A 23167-nucleotide genomic window follows, 5' to 3' on the forward strand; every position below is an offset into this window, starting at 1 on the left:
GTGCCGCGCCGACGCCTCGCCTACCTCCTTACTGTCGTAGCACTACTGGGCGGCATGGCGTTCGCGATGGTGACCACGGCGCTGCAACAGGCGCCGACCATCGACGAGCCGGTCTACGTGGCCACCGCCGAGGTGCTCACCCAGCAGCACAGCCTGCGCTACAACCCGGAACACCCGCCGCTCGGCAAACTGCTGATGGCGACCGGCCTGGCGTTCGACGACGTCCGGCTCGACCCGTCCTACCCGGGCGACCAGACCCGGCTCGGCCGGCACCTGCTCTACGAGACCGGCCACAACCCGTTCCGGCTGATGCTGCTGGCCCGCCTCCCGATGATCCTGCTGACCCTGGCGATCGGACTCGTCGTGCTCGGGTTCGCCCGGGACCTGGCGGGCCCCCGGGGCGGACTGGTGGCGCTCGCGCTCTACGCGTTCTCACCCGACGTGATCGCGCACGGCTCGCTCGCCACGCTTGACGTGCCGGCCGCCGGGATGTTGCTCACCAGCTTCTGGATGCTGTGGCGGTCCCGGGAACGACCACGTCTTTATCTGCCGCTGGCCGGGCTGGCACTGGGCGCCGCCCTCGCGACCCGGATGAGCGCGCTCCCCGCCGTACCCATAGTGGTCGCTCTGGCCGCTTTGTCGCCCGCCGTCCTCGGCCGGCCGGCCACCTGGTGGCGCTCCCTGCTGTCGCGCGCCGCCGCGGCGATCGGGGTCGGACTGCTCGCCGTCGCCGTCGTCTGGCTCGTCTACCTGGCCGTCGACCCCCGCCTGCGGTGGACCACGCCGGTGCCGAACCCGGGCGGGCTGAAAGGGCTCGCGGTCGACCTGCTGCCGTTCCCCAAGGCCTACCGGGACGGTGTGCTGATCCAATTCCGGTTCGAGTCGCGGAGCTTCAACGGCTTCCTGCTCGGCCGCGCCTACCGCGGCTCGCTCTGGTATTACCTGCCGGTCGCGCTGCTCATCAAGACGCCGCTCGGCATGCTCGCGATGTGGCTGGCCGGAATCGTGACGATGGTGGTCAAGCCCGCCCTGCGGATCGCCCTGCTCTACCTCCTGCTGCCGGCCACCGCGCTGATGCTGATCGCGATGACCGGGGCCCGCGACTACGGCACCCGCTATGTCGTCTTCGTGCCGATCTTCCTGGCCGTCGTCGCCGGCACCGTCGTGCTGCTCCGTTTCCGTTTCGCGCGCATCGGGGCCGGCGTGCTGGTGGCTTACGTGGCGGTCAGTTCCATGCTGACCTTCCCCTACTACCTGCCCTATTCGAACGAGGCCTTCGGCGGGACCTCGCACACCCATCTCAACCTGCACGACTCGAACGTCGACTGGGGCCAGGACCTGGCCCGGCTCGGCACCCGGCTGCGAGAGCGCTACCCGAACGAGCCGGTCTGGCTGGTCTACAAGGGAGCCGGTGTGCCCGGCTACTACGGCATCCAGGGCAGGAATCCGCTCGGCACCCCCAGCGACGAGGTGCACGGCCTCCTCGTCGTCTCGGACTCCCGGGTCGCGCTCGCCAAGGGCCAGCTGAAACAGCTGATCGACACAAGCACCGAAATCGACAACGTCGGCTACTCGATCCGCATCTACCGCCGGTGAACCCGTGACCCGCGGCCGCTCCGGCCGGCAAAGTCGCGTGCCCGGCCAGGCGGACCGGCCAGCCCGGGGTCGCGCTCACCAGGGCGTTGCCGAGCGGGGCCAGTGGGCGCGGGACCCGTTGAGCATCCGTTCCCGGGTGACCCGTTCGAAGGTGGCGGCGGCCCGGTTCGCCGAAGAACTGGTAGGTCGCCAGGCGTTCGTGGCGGCACGGGCGGCGCCGGGCGTACCGGTCCAGCCATCGCATCGTCAGTACGACACCGCGGGCCAGGACGTAGACGTACTCCTCGGAAGCACGTGGTGGTAGGGCCGGCGGATCTGGTCGACGTGGCGGATCGCGGCTCGGGCGCGCGGGTCGAGGGCGAACCTGTCCGTCACCGGGGGTTGCCGGCGATCAGGCGGATCGTGAAGCCGTCGGCGTCGCGGTGCATCGCCACGTGGTTGCACGACTGGTGGGTGATCCACAGGCCCAGGCCGCCGTTGGCGCCGTCGCCCGCCGGCAACAGGCCGACGAACGGGTCCTTGGGGCCGGCGCCCGCGTCGGTGACCGAGGCGACGATGCGGTCGGGGCCGCACCACAGCCGCATGCGGACCGGGCCGCGCCCGTGCTTGTACGCGTTCGCCACCGCCTCGCTGACCGCCACCAGCAGGTCGTCGATGTCGTCCGGGGGCAGGTGGCCGCGGTCGGCGGCGCGCACGACCCAGCGGGCGTCGGCCAGGCTCGGCTCGATCAGGTCGGCGAGCGGCTCGGTGTGCTGCACCGGGTCGACGATCGGCGGCCGGGGTTCGGCCAGAAAATGCCCGGGCTCGGTGTACGCCTCGTTCGGCATGTGCGAACCGTCCGGCATGGCCGTGCGTGGGTGCGTACGCAGCACGTCGGCGAGGGCGTCGGCCGGGATGTCAGCGGTGTCGTAGGCGCACATGCCCCACAGCGGGAACTCGTCGTAGGCGTGGTTGATGGCCGACTCGTAGCGCGCCCACCAGTCCCAGGTCACGCCGAGGTCGACGGGCGAGAGCTCACCGATGATCCGGATCTGCGAGGCGCCGCCGGCCACCAGGTCGGCGAGCAGCTTCCGGTACGACCGGATGGCCGCGGCCGGGCGAGCATAGACCGAACCGCCGGTCAGGAAGGTCACGTCCAGCCCGGCCGGCAGCGCGGACCGCACCAGGTCGGTGGTGCGTTCGCCCAGCGCCACCACTGTCGGTTCACCGGCTTCGACGCCCCCGGTCAGGAACGGCACGGCCACCGCCAGCAGCTCTTCGTCGGACTCGTAGCAGGCGGCCTCGTGGTAATAGCCGAGGTGGCCGGCGGCGGCTCCGGTCCTCATCGGGGGCTCCCCGCCCGCGGGTGGGGCAGCCCGAGCGGGCCGGCGCTGCGGGCCGCGACGGTCGAGGCAGCTCGTCCGACGGGCGCGACGCTCGTCGAGGTCATGACGCAACAGTAGTCGCCCGGCCCGGGCCCGGATGCTCGGCATTGAGCACGGTGATCTCGCCGGTGAGACGCGGATTCATCGAGTTCTCCGTTCAGCGATGGGCGGCGGGGGTAATCCCCCTACGTTTCCATGAGGGCAGGAGGCTCGACGTGTTCGGGAAGAAGCAGACGGTTGCTGACCAATTGGTCGAGGTGCTGGTGCAGGCGGGGGTCCGCCGGATCTACGGCCTGGTGGGGGACAGCCTCAACTCGCTGAGTGACGCCATCCGGCGCAACGACGCCATCGAATGGGTCCACGTGCACAACGAGGAGGCGGCGGCCTTCGCGGCTTCGGCGGAGGCGCAGCTCACCGGCGAGCTGGCGGTCTGTGCCGGCAGCTGCGGGCCCGGCAACACCCACCTCATCCAGGGGATCTTCGACGCCCACCGGTCCGGTGCGCCGGTGCTGGCGATCGCGTCGCACATCGTCTCCACCGAGATCGGCACCGGCTTCTTCCAGGAGACCGATCCGAAGCGCCTCTTCGAACAGGCCAGCCACTGGACCGAGCTGGTGTCCTCGCCCGGCCAGATGCCGCGGATGGCCCGGGTCGGCATCCAGGCGGCGGTCGGCAAGCAGGGCGCCGCGGTGCTGGTCGTGCCCGGCGACGTGCTCGAGGCCGAGGCGGAGAACGAGACCGGCGTGGGTCATCCGATCGCCGGCCGGGTGCTCGGCGCGCCGCCGGCCGACGTCATCGACGCGCTGGCCGAGCGGATCAACTCCGCCTCGCGTGTCGCCATCTTCGGCGGGATCGGCTGCGCGGGTGCCCGCGACGAGGTGCTTCAGCTCGCCTCGGTCCTGAACGCGCCGGTCGGGCACAGCCTGCGGGGCAAGGAGTCGTTGCAGTACGACAACCCGTACGACGTGGGCATGTCCGGCCTTCTCGGGTACGGCGCCTGTTACGAGGCGTGCCACGAGGCCGACCTGCTCCTGCTGCTCGGCACCGACTTCCCCTACCGGCAGTTCCTGCCGCAGAAGAACACCGTGCAGATCGACATCGACCCGTCCCGGCTGGGCCGGCGGACCGCCCTGGAGATGGGGGTGGCCGGCGACGTGGGCGCGACCATCCGGGCGCTGCTGCCGAAGCTCTCGCCGAAGAAGCGGGACTTCCTGGACAGCATGCTCGGCAAGCACTCGAAGGAGCTGGACCGGGTCGTCGACGCCTACACCCACGACATCGACCACCTGACTCCGATCCACCCGGAATATGTCGCCCGGGTGCTCGACGAGGAGGCCGCCGACGACGCGATCTTCACCGCCGACACCGGCATGTGCTGCTCGTGGATCGCCCGTTACATCACCCCGAACGGTCGCCGCCGGCTGCTCGGCTCGTGGGTGCACGGCACGATGGCGAACGCGCTCCCGCAGGCTCTCGGTGCCCAGATGCTCGACCGTGGTCGTCAGGTCGTGTCGATGTCGGGCGACGGCGGCCTGGCCATGCTGCTCGGCGAACTGCTCACGGCCCGCACCCACCGGCTGCCGGTGAAGGTGGTCGTCTTCAACAACTCGAGCCTCGGCATGGTGCGCCTCGAGATGCTGGTGGCCGGTGACCCGCCGTTCGAGACCGACCACGAGAGCGTCGACTTCGCCGCGATCGCCCGGGCGGCCGGCCTGCACACCGTACGCGTGGAGAAGCCGGCGGATCTGCGGGCCGCCATGCGCGAGGTGCTCGACCACGACGGCCCGGCGCTGCTCGACGTCGTGACCGACCCGGACGCGCTGGAGTTGCCGCCGCACATCACCAAGGCCGAGGCGGGCGGTTTCGCGCTCGCGGCCGGCCGCACCGTGCTCGCCGGCGGGGTGGGTCAGATGGTTCACCTGGCCCGGACCAACCTGCGCAACATCTAGCGCGCACGTAGCTCGGCGCCCACGTCGTGCAGGTGGCGCAGGGCCTGAGCGTACGAATCGAACAGCGACGTCATCTCGTAGGGCACGCCGATCTCCGCGCAGTAGCGCTGGACGATCGGCTGTGCCTTGCGCAGATTGGGCGTCGGCATGGCCGGGAACAGGTGGTGCTCGATCTGGTAGTTGAGCCCGCCCAGCGCCGCGTCGGTCAGCCGCCCACCCCGTACGTTGCGCGAGGTCAGCACCTGCTTGCGGAAGAAGTCCTCGGAGCCGTCGGGGTGCGGCATGCCCTTGTGGTTGGGTGCGAACGTCAGCCCCAGGTAGACCCCGAACAACCCCTGGTGCACCACGAGGAAGACCAGTGCCTGCACCGGCGAAAGCACCAGCAGCAGCGCCGAGGCGTAGAAGACGAAGTGGGCGGCGAGCAGCGCGCTCTCGACGCCGCGCTTGCTGACGGTGCCGTTCCGCAGCGCCCGGATGCTGTCCCGGTGCAACGACAGGCCGAGCAGGGTGAGCAGCGGGAAGAAGAAAAAGGCCTGGTAGCGGACGAGGAACCGGTTGTCCTGGGCCGCCTCCCGGCTCCACACCAGCACCCCCGGCCCGACGTCGGGATCGAGGTCGTCGTGGTTGGGGTTGGCATGGTGCTTGGTGTGCTTGTCCATCCAGTAGCCGTAGGACATGCCGATCGCCAGGTTGCCCGCGATCAGGCCGGCCCGCCGGCTCGGCGCGTTGGTGCGGAACACCTGCCGGTGGGCCAGGTCGTGGGCCACGAGGGCGACCTGGGCGAACACCACGGCCAGGAACACCGCCACGGCCAGGGTCCACCACGAGGCCCCGATCAGGAAGAAGGCGACCCAGCCGCCGACCAGTGCGGCGGCGACCGCACCGAGCCGGACGGCGTAATAGGCGGGTTGCCGGTCGAGCAGGCCGGCCGCGTTGATGCGGCCGGCCAGCTCCGCGAAATCGGTGCGAGTGCGTTCGGTCGTCGCTGTCATGCCGATAGAGCCAACCGCTTGAGGGCGGACAAGTCAGCAGTGCCAGCACCTCTCCCGCAGTAGTGCTAGCACTACTGAGTTTCCGGTCCCGAAGCGCGAGGATGGAGTCCATGGAAACGACGGACTGGATTCGCGACGGCTTGCGAGCGGTGGGTGGCAGCGTGCTCACGATCGCCCTCTCGATCGCCAACTTCGCGCTGTTCGTCCTCTTCCTCGTCGCGCTTGTGTCGACCCCGGTGCTGGGCCTCGGCCTGGTCCTGGTGCCGGCGGTGACCGCGCTGGTCCGACTCCGGGCCGACGCCGCCCGCCGCATCGCCGCCCGGCACGGCGTGCCGATCGAGCGGCCTTATCGGGTGCGTCCGGCGGAGGCCGGCCCGATCGGGTGGCAGGCCTGCCGGTGGATCCTCACCGACCCGGCGACCTGGCGTGATCTGGCCTGGCTGGTGCCCGGCGCGGTGGTCGGCCTCGGCCTCGGCCTGGCGACACTCGCCATCCCGCTCTACGGCGTCCAGGGCATCCTGCTCCTGCCATTGTGGATCTGGCTCGGCACCGGGTCGTACGGCTACGGCTTCATCTGGCCGATCCACACCGTCAGCGAGGGTCTGCTGTCGTTGCCGCAAGGCGCCCTGTTCCTGGCCATCGGTCTGGCCGCGGCGCCCTACGTCCGCCGGTGCGACGCCCTGTTCGCCGCCCTGTTGCTCTCGCCCACCGGCAACGCCCGGCTGCGGGCCCGGGTCGTCGAGCTCTCCTTCAGCCGTGCCGACACGGTCGATGCCCAGGCCGCCGAGCTGCGCCGGATCGAGCGCGATCTGCACGACGGGGCGCAGGCGCGGCTCGTCTCGCTCGGCATGACCATCGGCCTGGCCGAGGAGCTGATCGGCCGCGACCCGGAGTCGGCCCGCAAGCTGCTCGCCGAGGCCCGCGAGGTCAGCACGACCGCTCTGGTCGAGCTGCGCCACCTGGTGCGCGGCATTCATCCGCCGGTGCTGGCCGAGCGGGGGCTCGACGGCGCGGTGCGGGCGCTCGCGCTCACCATGCGCCTGCCCACCGCCGTCGAGTCCGACGTGACCGAGCGGCTCGACACGCCTGTCGAGTCGGCAGCCTATTTCGCGATCGCCGAGGCGCTGTCCAACGCCACCGTGCACAGCGGGGCCACCGTCGCCTACGTGCGCATTCACCGCGACGACGACCGGCTCCGCATGGAGGTGGGCGATGACGGCCGGGGCGGCGCCGACCCGGGTCGGGGCACCGGCCTGGCCGGCATCACCCGACGGTTGGGCGCCTTCGATGGCACGATGACGTTGTCCAGTCCGCCGGGCGGCCCGACCGTCGTGACCATGGAGCTGCCGTGCGTGTCGTCATCGCCGAGGACCACGCTCTCCTCCGTGACGGCCTGACCCGTCTGCTCGAGGCGTTCGAGTTCGAGGTCGTCGCCACCGTCGACAACGGCCCCGAGCTGCTGCCGACACTGCGCGAACACAAGCCCGACGTGGCGGTGGTCGACGTGCGGTTGCCGCCGACGTTCACCGACGAGGGGTTGCAGGCGGCGATCGCGGCCCGCGGCGTCGTCCCCGGCATGCCGATCCTGGTGCTGTCGCAGCACGTCGAGCCGCTCTACGCCCGCGAGTTGCTGGGCGACCGCCGGGGTGCTGTCGGCTACCTGCTGAAGGACCGCGTCTGCGACGTGGCCGAGTTCGTCGACGCGGTCCGCCAGGTCGCCGACGGCGGCACGGTGATGGATCCCGAGGTGGTGGCCCGTCTCCTCGACCGCAGCCGGCCCCTGGATGTCCTCACGGCCCGGGAGCGCGAGGTGCTTGCCGAGATGGCGGCGGGCCGGTCGAACGCCGCCATAGCGGCCAAGCTGTTCGTGTCGGAGAAGGCGGTGAGCAAGCACATCAACGGAATCTTCACCAAGCTGTCCCTGCCGCCGTCGGACGACGACAACCGCCGGGTCCGGGCCGTCCTCGCCTACCTCAACGCCTGACCGGACCAGCCGGCCGGGTCAGCCGGCTGGGTCAGGCGGGGGCGGGTGCGGCGGCGAGGAAGCGGGAGTTCGCCACGGCCATCGTGCGGATCTCCTCGGCGGCGAAACCGGCCGCCAGCAAGCGATCCGCGAACAGGGCCAGGCCGTCCTCGACCGGCGGGTTGAACGGCTGGCCCAGGTCGCTGGAGAGGACGGAGTGCGTGACGCCGACCGCCCGGATGTTGGCGAACAGGTCCTCCCACGAGACCTTGCCGGTGAACGGCGTCGTGAAGCAGCGCTCCAGCAACGCGCCCGCCGCGGCCAGCTCCTGCTGTTGGGCGACGGACAGACGCTGCGAGGTGAACTCCGGGTGGGTCACGACCACCCGGCGTACCCCCTCCTGTTTCGCCGCCCGCACCACCGCGAGGATCTCCGGCGCCGAGAGGTGGCCGGTGGCCAGCACCATGTCGTGCCGGGCGATCACCCGCAGCACCTTGCGCACCTGGTCGAGGACGAGGCCGTCGGCCCCGACGACCTCCACCACGTCCGGCACGATGCCCTGAGCGTGCAGGTCGGCCTGCAGCGCCCCCCACATCGCCGGCTTGCTGCCGGGCAGGTCGGTGGCGGTGGAGCTGCGCTGGTTGCGCGAGTCCACGGTGGGCATCCAGACGACCCGCGCGCCGAGGCGACCGGCGATCTCGACGGCGGCCGGGTTCATGCCGCCCATCGAGCCGTTCAGCGTGATCGCGCCGAGGGCGTCGACCCCGGGGGCGGCCGCCCGGACGACCGAGGCCCGTTCGGCCGTCGTCACGTAGTGCGACTTGAGCACGAAACCGGCGAGCCCGACGGCGGCGAACCGGGCGGCCAGCGACAGATCGTCGATCCGGCGCTCCATCACGTCGGGCGCGACGTGCACGTGGGTGTCATAGGCCCCGGCGACCAGTTCGCGGGCGGCGGAGGACGGGGCAGGGTGCTCGGACATGAAACTCCAAAACTAAGAACGACGACGGGCGACGTGGGACAACGCCGCCTCGACATGACTCAGGTGATGCCGCATGGCCATCTCGGCGGCGTCCGGGTCGCGCCTCGCGATGGCGTCCACGACCGCGGTGTGTTCGGCCAGCGAGTGCGCGGACCGGCCGGGAACGAGGATGGTCCGGAACTGGAACCGCACCATCTGCGCCCGCAACCCGGCGATGAGCCGGGCGGCCGTCTCGTGTCGGGCGGCGGCGATGATTGCGGCGTGCAGGGTGGCGTTGCCCTCGGAGTAGCCGAGCAGATCACCGTCGGCGATCTTGTGCGCCATCCCGGACAGGATCCGGCGGATGGTGGTCACCTCGCGGGCGGTGGCCAGCACGGCGGCCTGCCGGGCGGCCAGCGCCTCGAGCACTGCCCGCGCCTGCAGGATCTCCACCGCCTCGGCGTCGGTGACGACCCGCACCCGGGCGCCCCGGTGCGGGGTGAGCACGACGATGCCGTCCTGCCCGAGGCGGACCAGAGCGGTCCGCACCACGGCCCGGGTGACCTGTAATCGCTCGGCCAGGTCGGTCTCGACGAGGCGTTCGTTCGGCATCAGTTCGCCGCTGAAGATGAGGGACCGCAGCCGCTCGTAGGCGTCGTCGACAGCAGGCGACGTCACGAAAGATGTCCCCCCAAGAAACCGGCATCGAATTGCAAACAATCTTGTGCACAGCATCACAACCCGCCGGATCACTGTCAACCGTCGGCTGACCTGCGTCAATGTCCATTTCGGAAGGCGGTGGCCAGTATATGACGGTCGATTTGGACGGATAAGGGAGCCATGACAGGTGAGATCCCCTGCTCTACGATCTCGACCGGACGCGGGCCCAGACGGACGAGCGTCAATCGACGCACCGTCCACGCAGGTCAGACGAACAGTCATCGGCGCCGATCGGACCGCCGGATTCTCAGGAGGCTTTCAGGATGTTCAAACGCTCTCGGGTGCTGGCGGTGACGTTGCTCGCCACGGTGCTTGTGACGGCGAGTGCTTGTTCCAAGGACGACGACAGCACCGCCGGCGGCGGCACCGCGGCCGGCTCGTCCGGTGAGCTGAAGAAGGTCACCTACGAGACGGCGTTCGGCGCCGTCGGCCGGGACTCCTTCATCTGGGTGGCGAAGGAGAAGGGCTACTTCAAGGACGCCGGCATCGACATCACGATCGAGAAGGGCGCGGGCAACGTCCAGAACCTGACGGCGATCAAGACGGGCCAGGCGCAGTTCGCGGCCCTCGACTTCACCGGTGCGGAGATCCAGGCCGGCAAGGGCGAGTTCACCAACTGGCGCGCCGTGGCCGCGATCCACCAGCAGACCCTCGTCTCGATCATGACGACCAACCCGGCCATCACCAAGCCGACCGACCTGGCCGGCAAGACCGTGGCCACCGGTAAGGGTTCGGTCAGCGAGCTGCTGTTCCCGGCGTACGCGAAGCAGGCCGGTCTCGACGCCAAGACCGTGACGATGCAGGGCTCGCCGACCACCGCGCTCAACGGCCTGATGGCACAGAACCGGGTGGACGCGCTGTCGACCTTCCTGCTGTCCAAGAAGGCCCTGGAGACGGTCTCGAAGAAGACCGTGACGGTGATGCCGTACTCGGAGTACCTGTCCGACCTGTTCGGCAACGCGATCATCGCCCGCGAGGAGACGATCACCAGCGACAAGGCTCTGGTGCAGAAGTTCACCGACGCCGCCATGAAGGGCCTGCAGTACACCCTCGACCACCCGGACGAGGCGGCCGCGATCCTGAACAAGGCCGAGCCGACGGCCGCGGTGCCGGCCGCGATCGGTGAGATCAACGCGATGAAGCCGTACGTGTCGTCGCCCAACGGCGCCAAGCTCGGCCACATCGACCAGGAGCGGGTGGCGCGTAGCATCGCCGTGCTCCAGGGCAACGGCCTGATGCCGGCCGGCCTGACCCCGGACAAGATCGTCGACTTCAGCTTCATCCCGGCAAGCTGACGCGCGGCGCGGGGCGGGTAGGCTCCCGCCCCGCGCATCGCTCTACACAGGAGCTCCAAAAATGACGGACATCGTGGCCGGCTCGCGGGGATCGCGGGTGTGGGTCAATGCCGCGTTGCCGATTCTGGGCGCGGTCATCACGATCGGGGCGTGGTGGGGTGCCACTGCGGCGTTCCACATCGACCCGTTCTACCTGCCGTCCCCGGTCGACGTCATCGACTCGTTCATGCGTACCCCGCAATATCTTCTGCAGGAAACCTGGACCACCCTGCAGCGCGTGCTGATCGGCTTCGTGATCGCCGTGGCCGGCGGCCTCGCGATCGCGGTGACCCTCGCCGCGTCGAGCGTCGTCGAGCGGATGGCGATGCCGGTCCTGGCCGCGGTGAACGCGATCCCGAAGGTGGCACTCGCTCCGCTGCTGCTCGTCTGGATGGGCTTCGGGGACAGCCCCAAGATCGTCATGGTGGTGCTGCTCAGCTTCTTCCCGGTGATCGTCTCGACCATGGCGGGGCTCACCTCCACCCCCGCCGACCTGCGCGAACTGGCCCGCTCGCTGAAGGCGTCGTGGTGGCAGACGTTCGTCAAAGTGCGGCTCACCTGGGCGCTCCCGCAGGTCTTCGTCGGCCTCAAGGTGGCCACCCCGCTCGCCATCATCGGCGCGGTGATCGGTGAGGTGGTCAACCCCGACCACGGCCTCGGCTCGGTGATCGCGGGCTCGGGCGCGTCCAACGACACCCCGCTCGCCTTCGCCGCCCTGGTCCTGCTGGCGCTCCTCGGCGTAGTCCTCTTCTACCTGGTAGCCGGGATCGAGCGGGTGCTCGTCCCCTGGGCCCGGACCATCAACTCCTGAGGTAACAGATGATCACCATCGACGGCGTATCGCAGACGTTCAAGGGCAGGTCCGGCCCGGTCGAGGCGATCCGGGACATCAACCTGACGGTCGGCGAGGGCGAGTTCCTCACCGTGATCGGCCGCTCCGGCTGCGGCAAGTCCACGCTGCTGCGCATGGTCGCCGGCCTGCTGAAACCCACGGCCGGTGCGGTCCAGGTGGCCGGCGAGACGGTGCGCGGCCCCCGGCGGGACGTGGCGATGGTCTTCCAGAAACCGGCGCTGCTGCCGTGGCGCTCGGTCGAGGACAACGTCATGCTCCCGGTCGAGATCTTCGGCTGGCGGAAGTCCGAGCACCGGGCCAACGCCGACCGCCTGCTGGAGATGACCGGTCTGACGGCGTTCCGCAAGCGCCTGCCGCACGAGCTTTCCGGCGGCATGCAGCAGCGGGTCTCGCTCTGCCGGGCGCTGATCCAGAACCCGAAGGTCATGCTCCTGGACGAGCCGTTCTCCGCCCTCGACGCGCTGACCCGCGAGGAACTGGCGGTCGAGCTCCAGCGGATCCACATGGAGCTGGGGACCACCATGATATTCGTGACCCACTCGATCCAGGAGGCCGTCCTGCTGGCCGACCGGGTCGCGGTCCTGAGCTCCCGCCCCGGCCAACTGCGCCGCCTGGTCGAGATCCCGATCCCGCGCCCGCGCTCCTTCGGCCACAACGCCCACCTGGACCAGGTCGCGAACATCTCGGCCGAACTGCACTCGCTGCTGCTGAGCGACGCGCACCTGCCCAGGACCCAGACGGCCTAGCGGCGCCCGGCGGCCGTCAGCGCCAGCGCAGCTTCGCCACCCGGCCCTGTTCACCGGAGGCCCAGCAGGCGCCGGCGCCGGTGCACGAGACCGCGTCGAAGCTTCCCGTGTCGAAGCGTTTCCAGGTCCGGCCGCCGTCGAGAGTCAGGTCGCTTCCCGTCGGGCCGACCGCCAGGGCCCCCGGTCCCCGGCCGATCCAGGTGACGCCCGAGCGGTACTCGCCGGGGACCGTTCGGGCAACCGTCCAGGTGCGGCCGCGCAGATATGCGGCACCGGCCGGTGCCGTTGCCGGAGTCGCGTAGTCGCCGCCGACCGCCAGGCCGTGCGTGCGGTCGCGGAACGCCAGGCTGTAGATGCCGGCGCTGGCGCCGCTCGGCACCGGGGTCGAGCTGACCGACCAGGAGCGGCCGCCGTCGGCGGAGGAGAAGACGCGCGCCGCGGCACCGCCGCCGGTGGCGAACCACGCCCGGCCGGACGCGGCGACCAGGCAGGTCCCGCCGGCCGCGAAAGCGAACTCACCGTCGAGGGCGGCCGGCATCCCGGCGGGGGAGCGCACCGCCCACGTCCGTCCGCCGTCCGCGGTCGCCAGGATGCGGAACTTGCCGTCGACCGGGTCGGACAACGCCAGGCCGTGGCGGCGGTCGAGGAAGGTCACGCAGTCGTAGAACGCGTTCGGGTCCTCGTTGCGGAAGGTCTCGGTCCAGCTGCGGCCGCCGTCGGAGGTCGCATAGAGGCGCGAGTCGGTGCCGTTGCCGATGGTCAGCGCCACCGCGCTGCGGGCGTCGAACGCCTCGATGTCGCGGAACTGCAGAGCGGCGGCGTCGGCCGGCCCGACCGAGGCCCAGTGCCGGCCGCCGTCGGTGGTCCGCAGGATCGTGCCCTCGGTGCCGGCCACCCACGCCACCCGGTCGTCGACCGGCGCCAACCCCCGGAACCGGGCGGTCGTCCCGGTGTCACCGAGCTGCCACTCCGGCCGCCCGTGGCTGAAACCGGCCGCACCCAGCAGGGCCACGCCGGCGACGAGGATCGACAACTTCCGCTGCAACGTCATGCTCGGAAGTTACCGCTATCGATCGAGCAAGGCACGCAGCCGGAGCGTGTCGTCGACCGTCCAGCCAGGTGGGGAGGCGAGGGCGGCCCAGCCGTCGACGGCCGCCGACTTGTAGACGTGGCCGTGCCCGACCGGCACCTTGTTCGCGAAGATCAGATCGACCGTGGTCTGCCAGAACGTGACCACCGGGTACCAGTGCATGTCGGGTGTGACGTCGGGGCCGCGTTCGCCGCGCAGCCAGCCGGGGCGGTGCCAGAGCAGGGTCGGGCTCCACCAGACCACCGGGTCGGACGAGTTCTGCATGTAGACGACCTTGGGCCGGGGCCCGGTCAGCGAGCGCAACTCGGGAGCCTGCGAGGCGAACTCCACGGGCAGCGCCGGATAGCGCGGATCCCACACCGTGCTGCCCGCCTCCCGGCCGGCGGTGAGTTCCTGGTGGATCGGGTTGGCGAAGGTGGGACCCTCGAGCAGGATGCCGTCCGCTCCCCGCACCATCTTCTCCGCGGTGCCGAACGTCTTCTCGGTCCCGTACGTGCCGAGGCTCTCGCCGAAGATCAGCAACTTCGGCCGGCCGGTGACCGGCATGGCCGCCCACCGGTCGTGGACCGCGCCGATCAGCGCGGCCGCCGCCTCGGTCACCTTGCTGCGGTCGACCGCGAACGAGATCGAGCTGGGCAGGTACGAATACTGCATCGACACGAGCGCGGTGTCCCCGCCGTACATGAATTCCAGGGAACTGGTGACGTCGTTGTCCACCCAGCCGGTGCCGGTCGGGGTGAAGACCGCGACGACCGACCGGTCGAACGCGCCGGTGCGGTCCATCTCGCGCACGATCAGCCCGGCCCGGGCGCTGACGTCCTCGGCCGAGGCCAACCCGGCGTAGAGCCGGATCGGTTCCCGGGCGGCCTGCCGGGTGAACGCGGCCAGTTCGGCGACGCGGGGGGCCCGGGTGACGAAGTTGCGGCCCTGCCGGCCGAGCGAGTCCCAGTCGACGAGCGATCCCGGACCGCCGGACCGCAGGGCGGAGGCGGGCCGCACCACGCCGTGGCCGGTTCCGCTGTCGGTGAGGGCGGCCGAGCGGTCGGCCGTGGTGTAGAGGTTGTCGACGACCAGGCCGTCGAACGCGCCGTAGCTGAGCATGGTGACGACCACGAAACCGGCGCAGTAGGCGGCGTAGTCGGGCACGAGGTGGCCGAGCAGCCGGGCGATGCCGTGCGCGCCGAGCCGCAGCAGGCGGGCGATCAGCAGCAGCAGGCCGAAGGTGAGCAGGCTGATCCCGACGGTGCGCAGCGCGTCGTACTCCTGCTGGGGTTCCATGCCGAGGCGTAGCCGCAGTTCGCGCTGCCAGCGGGTGCCGAGCCAGAGGCAGACCAGGATCAGGATCGGGACCAGCGCGAACAGCAGGGACCAGGCGATCCGTTCGACCCGCCGGGACGGCCACCAGCGCAGTCGCACGAGGGCCCCGACGGCGGTGCCGGCCGCGTACCCGATGGCGCCGGTGAGCCCGGCCACCACGCCCTGCAGGAACCAGGGGCGGGGGAGCAGCGACGGCGTGAAGGACAGGCAGTAGAAGAGTGCGGAGAGGCCGAAGCCGGTGACGCTGAGACCGCAGCGGACCACCCGGCGGCGCACGACGGTGTTCTCGGGACTGCGCCGCGGCGCCGGTATCCGGCTCTTCCGGGCCGTGCCCTGGTCCGGCGGATCGCTCACCACCAGCTTCCGCATAGGCGTCCCCCTCGCCGCTCGTCCCCACATCTTCGACCACCGATGCCCGTGATCGGGTGGGCCGGCCACCGGGCGGGCCGACATTTCGCAGCATCTGGATGAGTTGCCGCGGAGCGCCGAATTCGGTTGCGGAAAGGGTTCAGCCGCGCGGCGGGCAGCCGATTACACGCTGCGAGGAGGTGTTCACCATGCGCTTGCGAAACTGGATCACGGTTGTGATCTCGGTTCTGCTGCTGGCCGCGGCCGGCACGGTCGGCTTTCTGGTGAACCGGTCCGCGTTGCGCGCGGCCGATTCGGTGCACCGGTCCGACTCCCAGGCGCTGGCGGTCAACAACGGCCTGCTGACCAAGCAGTTGCAGCTTCTCTCGGCCAAGGAACTCTCGTCCTTCCTCGCCGATCATGTGCTGCACCTGGGCCGCAACAGTGCCGCCGACAGGCAGACCCTGGCGACGCTGGTCGCCAAGAGCTCCACGTTCGCGTACGGCGCGCTGATCACCGACCTGAGTGGCGACGTACTCACCGCGAGCCGGGCCAGTGGCCTGCCGGCGCCGACCGACGAGGCCTGGAAGCCGCTGCGGGCGGCCCTGCTGGCCGGGCAGCCCGGGTTCTCCTCGATCATGAAGGTGGGCGACACCTACCTGGAGGCGGTGGCGGTGCCGATCGTGGTCGGCGAGGCCCCGGCGGGCCTGCTCATCGGCCTGAACGCGGTCGCGTCGACCTCCCTTCAGCAGTACCTGGAAACGCTCAAGGACGACACCCACACGACGGTGGTGGCCGACTCGACAGGCACGATCGCCGCCACCGACGACGCCGGCGCGGTCGGTTCGAAGGTGGCCGATCGGATCCGCCAGGCGATCTCCGGCGCCCCGACCACCGGCACGTTCGTCGAATACGAGGCCGGTGGGACCGGCATGGTCGCGATCGTGGTCGGGCAGCTGCCGGGCGGCTACGCCTATGTGCGGACCCAGACCAAGGTGTCGTTCGACGGCGCCGTGCACGCCAAGAGCCAGACCCTGAACATGACGCTGCTCGCGATGCTGCTGATCGGCGTGGCCGCGGTGTTGATGCTCGGTTACCGCACGACTGTGCAGCGCCGCCGGGCCGACGAGCGGTTCCAGGCCCTCTTCCAGCACGCCCCCGACATGGTGTCGGTGCTCGACCTGGGCGGCCGGATCGCGTACTCGAGCCCGAGCGCCGGCGCGATCCTGGGCTTCCCGACCGGCCGGCTGGTCGGCACGAGCGTCTTCGACATCGTGCACCCGGACGATCGCTCCTACATGGTTCAGCAGTTCGCCGAGCTGATGAAGGAGAAGAACGGCGTGCTGCGGCTGCAGTGCCGGGTGCGGCCGGCGACCGGCGAATACCGCTGGTTCGAGTTCACCGCCTCCAACCAGATGGACAATCCGTCGCTGGCCGGCATCGTCATCAACGCCCGTGACATCTCGGAGAACCGGGCGTTCCAGGAGCGGCTCGAGTTCGAGGCGCAGCACGACGCGCTCACCGGCCTGCCGAACCGCCGGCGCATGCAGGACGTGCTCGGGGCCAGCCTGCGGTACGACTCGGTGGCGGTGCTCTTCGTCGACCTCGACGGCTTCAAGCCGGTGAACGACGCGCACGGCCACGAGGCCGGCGACGAACTCCTGCGCCAGGTGGCGGCCCGGCTGAGTTCTTGTGTACGGGAGGGCGACGTGCTCTCCCGGGTCGGCGGCGACGAGTTCGTCGTGCTGATGCCGGGCGTGCTCGACCCCGGCGCCGTCGAGGCGACCAGCTCCCGGATCCGCTCGGCGATCGAGGCCCCGTTCGTGATCGACGGCAACGAGGTGCGGATCGGCGCGAGCGTCGGCGTGCACCTGGCTCCGCTCGCCTGCGACCCCGACGAGGCGCTGCGGGCGGCCGACCACGCGATGTACACGATCAAGAAGGCCGGCGGCGGTCGAGCGCTGGGTGAGCCGGTGGTCGCGGGGGTCAGCGGGAGGCACCGCGCCGAGCCGTGAGAGGGCACACTGGGGGTCTGATGACGAAAGGTGGCCCCCGGTGTCCCGGATCCTCTCTCGGCGTGACCTCGACTTCCTGCTCTACGAGTGGCTCGGCGTCGAGGCGCTGACCTCGCGGGAGCGCTTCGCCGAGCACTCGCGGGAGACGTTCGACGCGTTCCTCGACGTGTCGGCCCGGATCGCCGAGCGCGACTTCGCCCCGCACAACCGGCGAGCCGACCTGGTCGAGCCGACCTTCGACGGCGAGCGGGTGACGATCATCCCGGAGGTCGCGGCGGCGCTGGCCGTGTTCAACGAGTCCGGCCTGCTGTCGGCCGGCCTGGACGCCGAGGTGGGCGGCCTGCAGCTGCCCCACGTCGTGGCCCGCGCCTGCTTCATGTGGTTCCAGGCGGCCAACATCGCCACGGCGTCCTATCCGATGCTGTCCATCGGCAACGCGAGCCTGCTCCTCGCGCACGGCACGCCGGAGCAGATCGAGACCTACGCCAAGCCGATCCTCGACGGCCGTTTCACCGGCACGATGTGCCTGTCCGAGCCGCAGGCCGGCTCGTCGCTGAGCGACGTGACGACCCGGGCCACCCCGTCCCCGGACGGCAGCTACCGGGTGACCGGCAGCAAGATGTGGATCTCCGGCGGGGACCACGAGCTGAGCGAGACGATCGTGCATCTGGTGCTCGCTCGGGTGGCCGGCGCCCCGCCCGGGGTGAAGAGCCTGTCGCTGTTCGTCGTGCCCAAGCACCACGTGGCGGCGGACGGCACGGTCGGCGAGCGCAACGGCGTGGCGCTGTCCGGGCTCAACCACAAGATGGGCTATCGGGGTACGACCAACGCGGTGCTCTCGTTCGAGGACGCCACAGGTTACCTGGTGGGGCAGGAGGGACACGGCCTCGCCTACATGTTCCACATGATGAACGAGGCGCGGATCGGGGTGGGCGCGGGCGCGGTGGCCCTCGGCTACACCGGTTACCTGCACGCCCTCGACTACGCGCGCGAGCGTCTGCAGGGGCGGCCGGTGGCGGCCAAGGACCCGGCGGCGCCACCGGTGCCGATCGTCGAGCATCCGGACGTACGCCGCATGTTGCTCGCCTCCAAGGCGTACGTCGAGGGGGGTCTCGCCCTGGTGCTCTATGCGGCGAAGCTGCTGGACGAGTCGTCGGCCGAGAACGACCTGCTGCTCGATGTGCTGACCCCGATCGTCAAGGCGTGGCCGTCGCAGTGGTGCCGGCTCGCCAACGATCACGCGATCCAGATCCACGGCGGTTACGGATACACCCGCGAATATCCGGTGGAGCAGTTCTACCGGGACAACCGGCTGAACTCGATCCACGAGGGCACCGACGGCATCCAGGGTCTCGACCTGCTCGGCCGCAAGGTGCTCATGAAGGACGGGGCGGGGCTGGCCCTGCTCCTGGACCGCATCCGGGACGTCGCCCGGCGCAGTGAGCTGGGCGAGCGGGTCGTCGAGGTCGCCGACCGGGTCGCCACCACCACCGCCAAGCTGTGGGCCGACGGGAACCCGACGGTGGCCCTCGCCAACTCGACCGCCTACCTCGACGCCGTCGGCCACCTCGTGATCGCCTGGATGTGGCTGTCGCAGCTCGAAGCCGTCGGGGACAAGACCGGCGATTTCTATGCGGGCAAACGCCTCGCCGCCCGCTATTTCATCACCCACGAGCTACCCCGCACCGGCCCGCTGCTCGACCTGCTCGACTCGCGCGACACCCTGCTGGCCGACCTCGACCCGGCCACGTTGTGAGCACTTCGACCACGGTCGAGGCCGGTGACCTCGAGGTCCGCGTCTCCAACCCGGACCGGATCTATTTCCCGGATCTCGGGCTGACCAAGCTCGACCTGGTCAACTACTACCTGGCGGTCGGCGACGGCATCGTGCGGGCGCTGCGTGAGCGGCCGTGCATGATGCACCGTTTCCCGGCCGGCCTGGCCGGCGACAAGGTGCACCAGAAGCGCGTGCCGAACGGTGCGCCGCCCTGGCTCGAGACGGTGCGGGTGACGTTCCCGCGCTATCACCGGCACGCCGACGAGCTGTGCGTGACCAAGCTGGCCGACGTCATCTGGGCGGTGCAGATGTCGACCGTCGAGTTCCACCCGTGGAACTCGCGCCGCGCCGACACCGAGAAACCCGACGAGTGGCGCATCGACCTCGACCCGATGCCGGGGTGCTCCTACGACCGGGTGCGCCGGGTCGCCGGGGTGGCCCGTGAGGTTCTCGACGAGCTCGGCATCACCGGCTATCCGAAGACGTCCGGCGGTCGTGGCCTGCACATCTATGTGCGGATCAAGCCGGAGTGGGAGTTCGGCGAGGTGCGCCGGGCGGCCCTGGCGTTCGCCCGCGAGGTGGAGCGCCGCGCCCCCGACGAGGTGACGACGACCTGGTGGCGCAAGGACCGCGACCCGGCGAAGCTGTTCGTCGACTACAACCAGAACGCCCGCGACCACACGATCGCGAGTGCCTACTCGGTCCGGGGCGTCCCGGCCGCGACGGTCTCCACCCCGATCGACTGGGCCGAGATCGCCGACGCCGACCCGCGGGACTTCACCATCCAGACCGTCCCGGCGCGCTTCGCCCGGTTGGGTGACCTGCACGCCAGGATCGACGACGTCGCCCACGATCTCAAGCCGCTGCTGGAGTGGGCCGACCGCGACGGCCTTGCCGTGGACGAGGCGGAGGCGGAGGCGGAGAGCTAGGGCTTGTAGGCGACCGAGGGGTCGAGCAGGCGCGCCCACGACGGGATCCACTGCGGGGCCCGCGCGTTGACCTCCTCCGCCAGGTTGGTGCGCCACGGGCCGGACACGCCGTCGTCCTCCCACCACCAGGGCCACGAGTCGTAGCGCCGCTCCACGCGTACCTCACTGGTGGTCGTCTCCACCCGCAGCCACAGCCATCGCCCGTACCGTGGATCGGCCTCCGCCCGCCGCAGCGCCCGCGCCAGGTCGGTGAGCTCGCGGAACGACTGCCAGCGCGGCTCGTCGGCGCGCTCGGCCGGTGGATGGTCGCCGGGTTGCGCGCTGAGGCTGGTGGCGTCGGCGTAGACGAGCACGGTGCACCGTTCGGGGTTGCGCGTGCGCATCCAGTCGACCAGGGCGTCCAGCGCGTCGGTGACCGGCGGAGCGGGTCGCCGCAGCTCGGTCGCGTCGCGCAGGGCCGTCCAGACGAGGCGGTCGTGCTCGCCCTCGCTGAGCCGCCGCACCCGCCGCATCGCCGGCCGCTCGCCCGGCTGGATGCGCGGCGGGCGGGTGCCCGCCGTGATGCCGCCCCGCCCGGCCGCGAACAGCGCCTTGGCCAGGTCGAGCGACTCGACGCGGCCCAGGAGCCGCTCGAAGGCTCCCGCCGAGACCTCGCCGCGGACCGCCGCGGACAGCAGTTTCTCGGAGGCGTCGCGCACCTCGTCGCGCTCGGCCGGGGTGGGCAGCTCGTGCCGCCCCCAGTCGGTGATGATGTCGGCGAGCTCGCGCAGGGTGTTCTCGGTGCTGAGCACGGCGCCGACCGTCGGCACCAGGCCGTCGCCGATCCGATCCGAATATCGAGCGCGGGACCAGCGCCCCTCGGCGTGCCAGACGACGAAGCCGAGATCGTCGAGCTCGGTCAGCTCGTCCCACGGCAGCCAGTCGGGCGAGCCGTGGAGCACGTCGATCGGCGGGTCGGCGCTTTTCGTCGCACTGTGTTCGCGGTCATAGCCGAACAGCACCGCCCGGGCGCCGTCGAGCAGCGCGAGCCGGGCCCAGCTGCCCCCGTGGTCGTCGTGGTGGGCGCCCCGGTCGTCGACGAACCAGACGTCCGCGTAACCGATCCCGGTGAGCGCGGCGGCAATCGTCGCCCATCGGGTCCAGAGCAAGCCGGGCGCGGGGAGGTCCACGTCGGTGAGCATCCGTCCACTGTGCCATGGAGCATGCCGGTTGCAGGACGGTGGTAACGACCTGACCTTGGTAAGCCGACCGGGTGGGCGGGCGATGGGACAACCGGCCCCCTGAACCCGACCGGAAACGGATCATGCTTACCCACGCCCTCGGCTGCCTCGGCGCCGCGCTTTCCATGTCCCTGTCCTGGCCCCAGGTCTACAAGTCCTGCGTACAGCGTCGCACCGGCGGTCTCTCGCCGACGGCCGGCGCGCTCGGGGTGGCGATGCCCCTCGGGTGGATCACCTACGGACTGCTGAGCGGTGAACGGATCCAGATCATCACCAACACCGTCACCGGCACGGCGGGCCTGCTGATCGTGGTGGCGCTGCTCGCCACCCAGCCCGCGCTGCGCTCGGTGCGGTCCCTGCGGGTGAGCCTGGGTGCCTTCGGCGGCGTCGTGCTGATGCTTGCGCTGAGCGGTCTGGCGGCGGCTCTTCCGGCCGTACGCGGGACGCAGGTCGCCCCGGTTCTCGGTCTGGTGCTGGCGATCGTGTCGGTGCTCTCGGCCGTTCCGCAGCCGCTGGCCCTGCTGCGCGACCGGCGTCAGGACCTGTCCGGCCTCTCCGCGTTGCGCTGGCGGCTGGGTGCCGCGGCGAGCGCGTCCTGGTTCGCCTACGGGCTGCTCACCGGTCAGCTGGGGGTGGCCACGTCGGCCACGGCCGGGCTGCTCAGCACGCTGACCGTGTGCACCATCCTCTTCTTGCGCAGGGAGCCCCAGCCGGTCCGGGAGTTCACCCACGGCCACTGGCGTGCCTCGATCACCACCCGCAACCTTTCGATGGCCGGGATCTGACCTTCTCAGGGTGCTCGGAAGCCTCCGTCCGTCGGTTTCCAGTCGGCGCTGTCGCGCGAGTCGCAGACCCGGCCGGTCATCGAGGCGAGGGTGATGAGCAGGAAAAAGACTACGAGTCCGAGTGTCATGCCGAAGAGCATTCGCGCTCTCGTCCATGGTCGACAGTGGCAGTGATGCCACACCTCTACAAAATCCTGCCAACCGGCCGTATGCTCCGTCACATGCTTCGCAACGTCGCCGTTCTGGCGCTGCCCGACGTGGCGGTCTTCGAGCTCGGCGTGCTCTGCGAGCTGTTCGGTTACGACCGCACCGCCGAAGGCCTGCCGGGTTACGACTTCGCGGTCTGCTCGGCCGACGGCGACCCGGTCACCACGCACGCCGGCTTCGACATCGCGGTCCACCACGACCTGTCCCGCCTCGACGAGGCCGACCTGATCGCGATCGGGCCCTACGGCTTCCGCGAGTGGCAGCCGGCGCCCGAGGTGATCGGCGCCCTGCGGCGCGCGCACGAGCGCGGCGCGTGGGTGATGAGCGTCTGCACCGGCGCGTTCGCCCTCGGCGCGGCCGGCCTGCTCGACGGCCGCCGCTGCACCACCCACTGGCTGCACACCGCGCGCCTGGCCGAGCGTTTTCCCACCGCCAAGATCGACCCCGACGTGCTGTACGTGCAGGACGGCAAGATCCTCACCAGTGCCGGCACGGCCGCGAGCGTCGACGCCGGCCTGCACCTGGTGCGCCAGGAGCACGGCTCCGCGGTCGCCACCATGCTGGCCCGGCGCATGGTGGTGCCGCCGCATCGGGAGGGCGGCCAGGCGCAATACATCGAGACCCCGCTGCAGCCGATCCAGTGCGAGACACTCCAGCCGGTGCTCACCCAGGTGCTCGGCTCGCTCGACCAGCCGCACACCGTCGAGACGATGGCCGACCTGGCGCACATGGCACCGCGGACGTTCGCCCGGAAATTCCGTGGCGAGACCGGGGCCACCCCGCACGACTGGCTCACCGGCCAGCGCCTGCTCCTCGCCCGCCGCCTGCTCGAGGACTCCGACCTCGGCGTCGAGGCGATCGCCGGGCGCACCGGTTTCGGCAGCGCCGCCACACTGCGTCACCACTTCGCCCAGCGGCTGTCCACCACCCCGCAGGCCTACCGCGGGACGTTCCGGTCACAGCCGGTGTGAGCCGCCCCGGCTGCGGGAAAGCAGCCGGTC

General features: G+C 70.8%; 21 protein-coding genes. 12 read left to right on the forward strand and 9 right to left on the reverse strand.

From position 1 onward, the window contains the following. Positions 1 to 1596 carry a glycosyltransferase family 39 protein gene (locus Afe05nite_RS06230; RefSeq protein WP_239117589.1) on the forward strand — a complete coding sequence of 532 codons (1596 nt, stop codon included), beginning with the start codon at positions 1 to 3 and terminating at the stop codon, positions 1594 to 1596. Positions 1597 to 1842: 246 nt separating this feature from the next. Here the strand turns inward: Afe05nite_RS06230 and Afe05nite_RS44470 are convergent, their stop codons facing one another. Both Afe05nite_RS44470 and Afe05nite_RS06235 read right to left on the reverse strand, forming a co-directional pair. After that, positions 1843 to 1971: a hypothetical protein gene (locus Afe05nite_RS44470; protein WP_275407447.1), complete on the reverse strand. Its 129-nt coding sequence runs from the start codon at positions 1969 to 1971 to the stop codon at positions 1843 to 1845. Continuing rightward, a complete protein-coding gene (locus Afe05nite_RS06235) occupies positions 1968 to 2921 on the reverse strand; it encodes a sensor histidine kinase (protein WP_203815991.1) in 954 nt (317 codons plus the stop codon). Before Afe05nite_RS06235 ends, Afe05nite_RS44470 begins: the two co-directional genes overlap by 4 nt. Before the next feature lie 254 nt (positions 2922 to 3175). Between Afe05nite_RS06235 and Afe05nite_RS06240 the strand changes: the two genes are divergently transcribed. Then, on the forward strand, positions 3176 to 4909 hold the full coding sequence (locus Afe05nite_RS06240) for a pyruvate dehydrogenase (RefSeq protein WP_203815992.1): 1734 nt from the start codon (positions 3176 to 3178) through the stop codon (positions 4907 to 4909). Here Afe05nite_RS06240 and Afe05nite_RS06245 read toward each other — a convergent pair. After that, on the reverse strand, positions 4906 to 5901 hold the full coding sequence (locus Afe05nite_RS06245) for a fatty acid desaturase family protein (RefSeq protein ID WP_203815993.1): 996 nt from the start codon (positions 5899 to 5901) through the stop codon (positions 4906 to 4908). The genes Afe05nite_RS06240 and Afe05nite_RS06245 overlap by 4 nt on opposite strands. A 110-nt stretch (positions 5902 to 6011) precedes the next feature. On the opposite strand from Afe05nite_RS06245, the gene Afe05nite_RS06250 reads away from it, so the two are divergent. After that, a complete protein-coding gene (locus Afe05nite_RS06250) occupies positions 6012 to 7298 on the forward strand; it encodes a sensor histidine kinase (RefSeq protein ID WP_203815994.1) in 1287 nt (428 codons plus the stop codon). Continuing rightward, positions 7250 to 7885, forward strand: coding sequence for a response regulator transcription factor (locus tag Afe05nite_RS06255; protein ID WP_203815995.1), 636 nt, complete (start codon positions 7250 to 7252; stop codon positions 7883 to 7885). The genes Afe05nite_RS06250 and Afe05nite_RS06255 overlap by 49 nt, the downstream gene beginning before the upstream one ends. Positions 7886 to 7916: 31 nt before the next feature. Here Afe05nite_RS06255 and Afe05nite_RS06260 read toward each other — a convergent pair whose 3' ends face one another. Continuing rightward, positions 7917 to 8846: a DUF6282 family protein gene (locus Afe05nite_RS06260; RefSeq protein WP_203815996.1), complete on the reverse strand. Its 930-nt coding sequence runs from the start codon at positions 8844 to 8846 to the stop codon at positions 7917 to 7919. A 12-nt stretch (positions 8847 to 8858) separates the two neighbouring features. Next, complete coding sequence (locus Afe05nite_RS06265) at positions 8859 to 9503, reverse strand: GntR family transcriptional regulator (protein WP_239117590.1); 645 nt, start codon at positions 9501 to 9503, stop codon at positions 8859 to 8861. A 305-nt stretch (positions 9504 to 9808) separates the two neighbouring features. On the opposite strand from Afe05nite_RS06265, the gene Afe05nite_RS06270 reads away from it, so the two are divergent. From Afe05nite_RS06270 to Afe05nite_RS06280, 3 genes are all read left to right on the forward strand, one after another. Next, complete coding sequence (locus Afe05nite_RS06270; RefSeq protein ID WP_203815998.1) at positions 9809 to 10840, forward strand: ABC transporter substrate-binding protein; 1032 nt, start codon at positions 9809 to 9811, stop codon at positions 10838 to 10840. A gap of 61 nt (positions 10841 to 10901) precedes the next feature. Continuing rightward, the gene (locus Afe05nite_RS06275; RefSeq protein ID WP_203815999.1) at positions 10902 to 11690 is read left to right on the forward strand and encodes an ABC transporter permease; all 789 of its coding nucleotides are present in this window, start codon (positions 10902 to 10904) and stop codon (positions 11688 to 11690) included. 8 nt (positions 11691 to 11698) lie between these two features. Continuing rightward, entirely contained in the window at positions 11699 to 12478 is a 780-nt protein-coding gene (locus tag Afe05nite_RS06280; RefSeq protein ID WP_203816000.1) for an ABC transporter ATP-binding protein, read from the forward strand. A gap of 16 nt (positions 12479 to 12494) precedes the next feature. Here the strand turns inward: Afe05nite_RS06280 and Afe05nite_RS06285 are convergent, their stop codons facing one another. Continuing rightward, entirely contained in the window at positions 12495 to 13529 is a 1035-nt protein-coding gene (locus Afe05nite_RS06285; protein ID WP_203816001.1) for a beta propeller repeat protein, read from the reverse strand. A 15-nt stretch (positions 13530 to 13544) separates the two neighbouring features. Continuing rightward, the gene (locus Afe05nite_RS06290) at positions 13545 to 15254 is read right to left on the reverse strand and encodes an alpha/beta hydrolase (RefSeq protein ID WP_203816002.1); all 1710 of its coding nucleotides are present in this window, start codon (positions 15252 to 15254) and stop codon (positions 13545 to 13547) included. 188 nt (positions 15255 to 15442) lie between these two features. On the opposite strand from Afe05nite_RS06290, the gene Afe05nite_RS06295 reads away from it, so the two are divergent. From Afe05nite_RS06295 to ligD, 3 genes are read left to right on the forward strand one after another with little or no spacing between them, the layout of a single operon-like run. Continuing rightward, positions 15443 to 17248 carry a diguanylate cyclase domain-containing protein gene (locus tag Afe05nite_RS06295; protein WP_203816003.1) on the forward strand — a complete coding sequence of 602 codons (1806 nt, stop codon included), beginning with the start codon at positions 15443 to 15445 and terminating at the stop codon, positions 17246 to 17248. 40 nt (positions 17249 to 17288) lie between these two features. Beyond that, entirely contained in the window at positions 17289 to 19004 is a 1716-nt protein-coding gene (locus tag Afe05nite_RS06300) for an acyl-CoA dehydrogenase (RefSeq protein WP_203816004.1), read from the forward strand. Further along, entirely contained in the window at positions 19001 to 19954 is a 954-nt protein-coding gene (gene ligD, locus Afe05nite_RS06305; RefSeq protein WP_203816005.1) for a non-homologous end-joining DNA ligase, read from the forward strand. Before Afe05nite_RS06300 ends, ligD begins: the two co-directional genes overlap by 4 nt. On the opposite strand, the gene Afe05nite_RS06310 is transcribed toward ligD, so the two are convergent. Next, complete coding sequence (locus tag Afe05nite_RS06310) at positions 19951 to 21135, reverse strand: hypothetical protein (protein ID WP_203816006.1); 1185 nt, start codon at positions 21133 to 21135, stop codon at positions 19951 to 19953. The genes ligD and Afe05nite_RS06310 overlap by 4 nt on opposite strands. Before the next feature lie 122 nt (positions 21136 to 21257). Between Afe05nite_RS06310 and Afe05nite_RS06315 the strand changes: the two genes are divergently transcribed. Beyond that, entirely contained in the window at positions 21258 to 21959 is a 702-nt protein-coding gene (locus Afe05nite_RS06315) for a SemiSWEET transporter (protein ID WP_203816007.1), read from the forward strand. Between the two features lie 5 nt (positions 21960 to 21964). On the opposite strand, the gene Afe05nite_RS44475 is transcribed toward Afe05nite_RS06315, so the two are convergent. Then, a complete protein-coding gene (locus Afe05nite_RS44475) occupies positions 21965 to 22087 on the reverse strand; it encodes a hypothetical protein (RefSeq protein WP_275407448.1) in 123 nt (40 codons plus the stop codon). 93 nt (positions 22088 to 22180) lie between these two features. On the opposite strand from Afe05nite_RS44475, the gene Afe05nite_RS06320 reads away from it, so the two are divergent. Next, positions 22181 to 23137: a GlxA family transcriptional regulator gene (locus Afe05nite_RS06320; RefSeq protein WP_203816008.1), complete on the forward strand. Its 957-nt coding sequence runs from the start codon at positions 22181 to 22183 to the stop codon at positions 23135 to 23137. The last annotated feature ends 30 nt before the right edge of the window (positions 23138 to 23167 follow it).

Source organism: Paractinoplanes ferrugineus, from assembly GCF_016862195.1.
Lineage (GTDB): Bacteria > Actinomycetota > Actinomycetes > Mycobacteriales > Micromonosporaceae > Actinoplanes > Actinoplanes ferrugineus.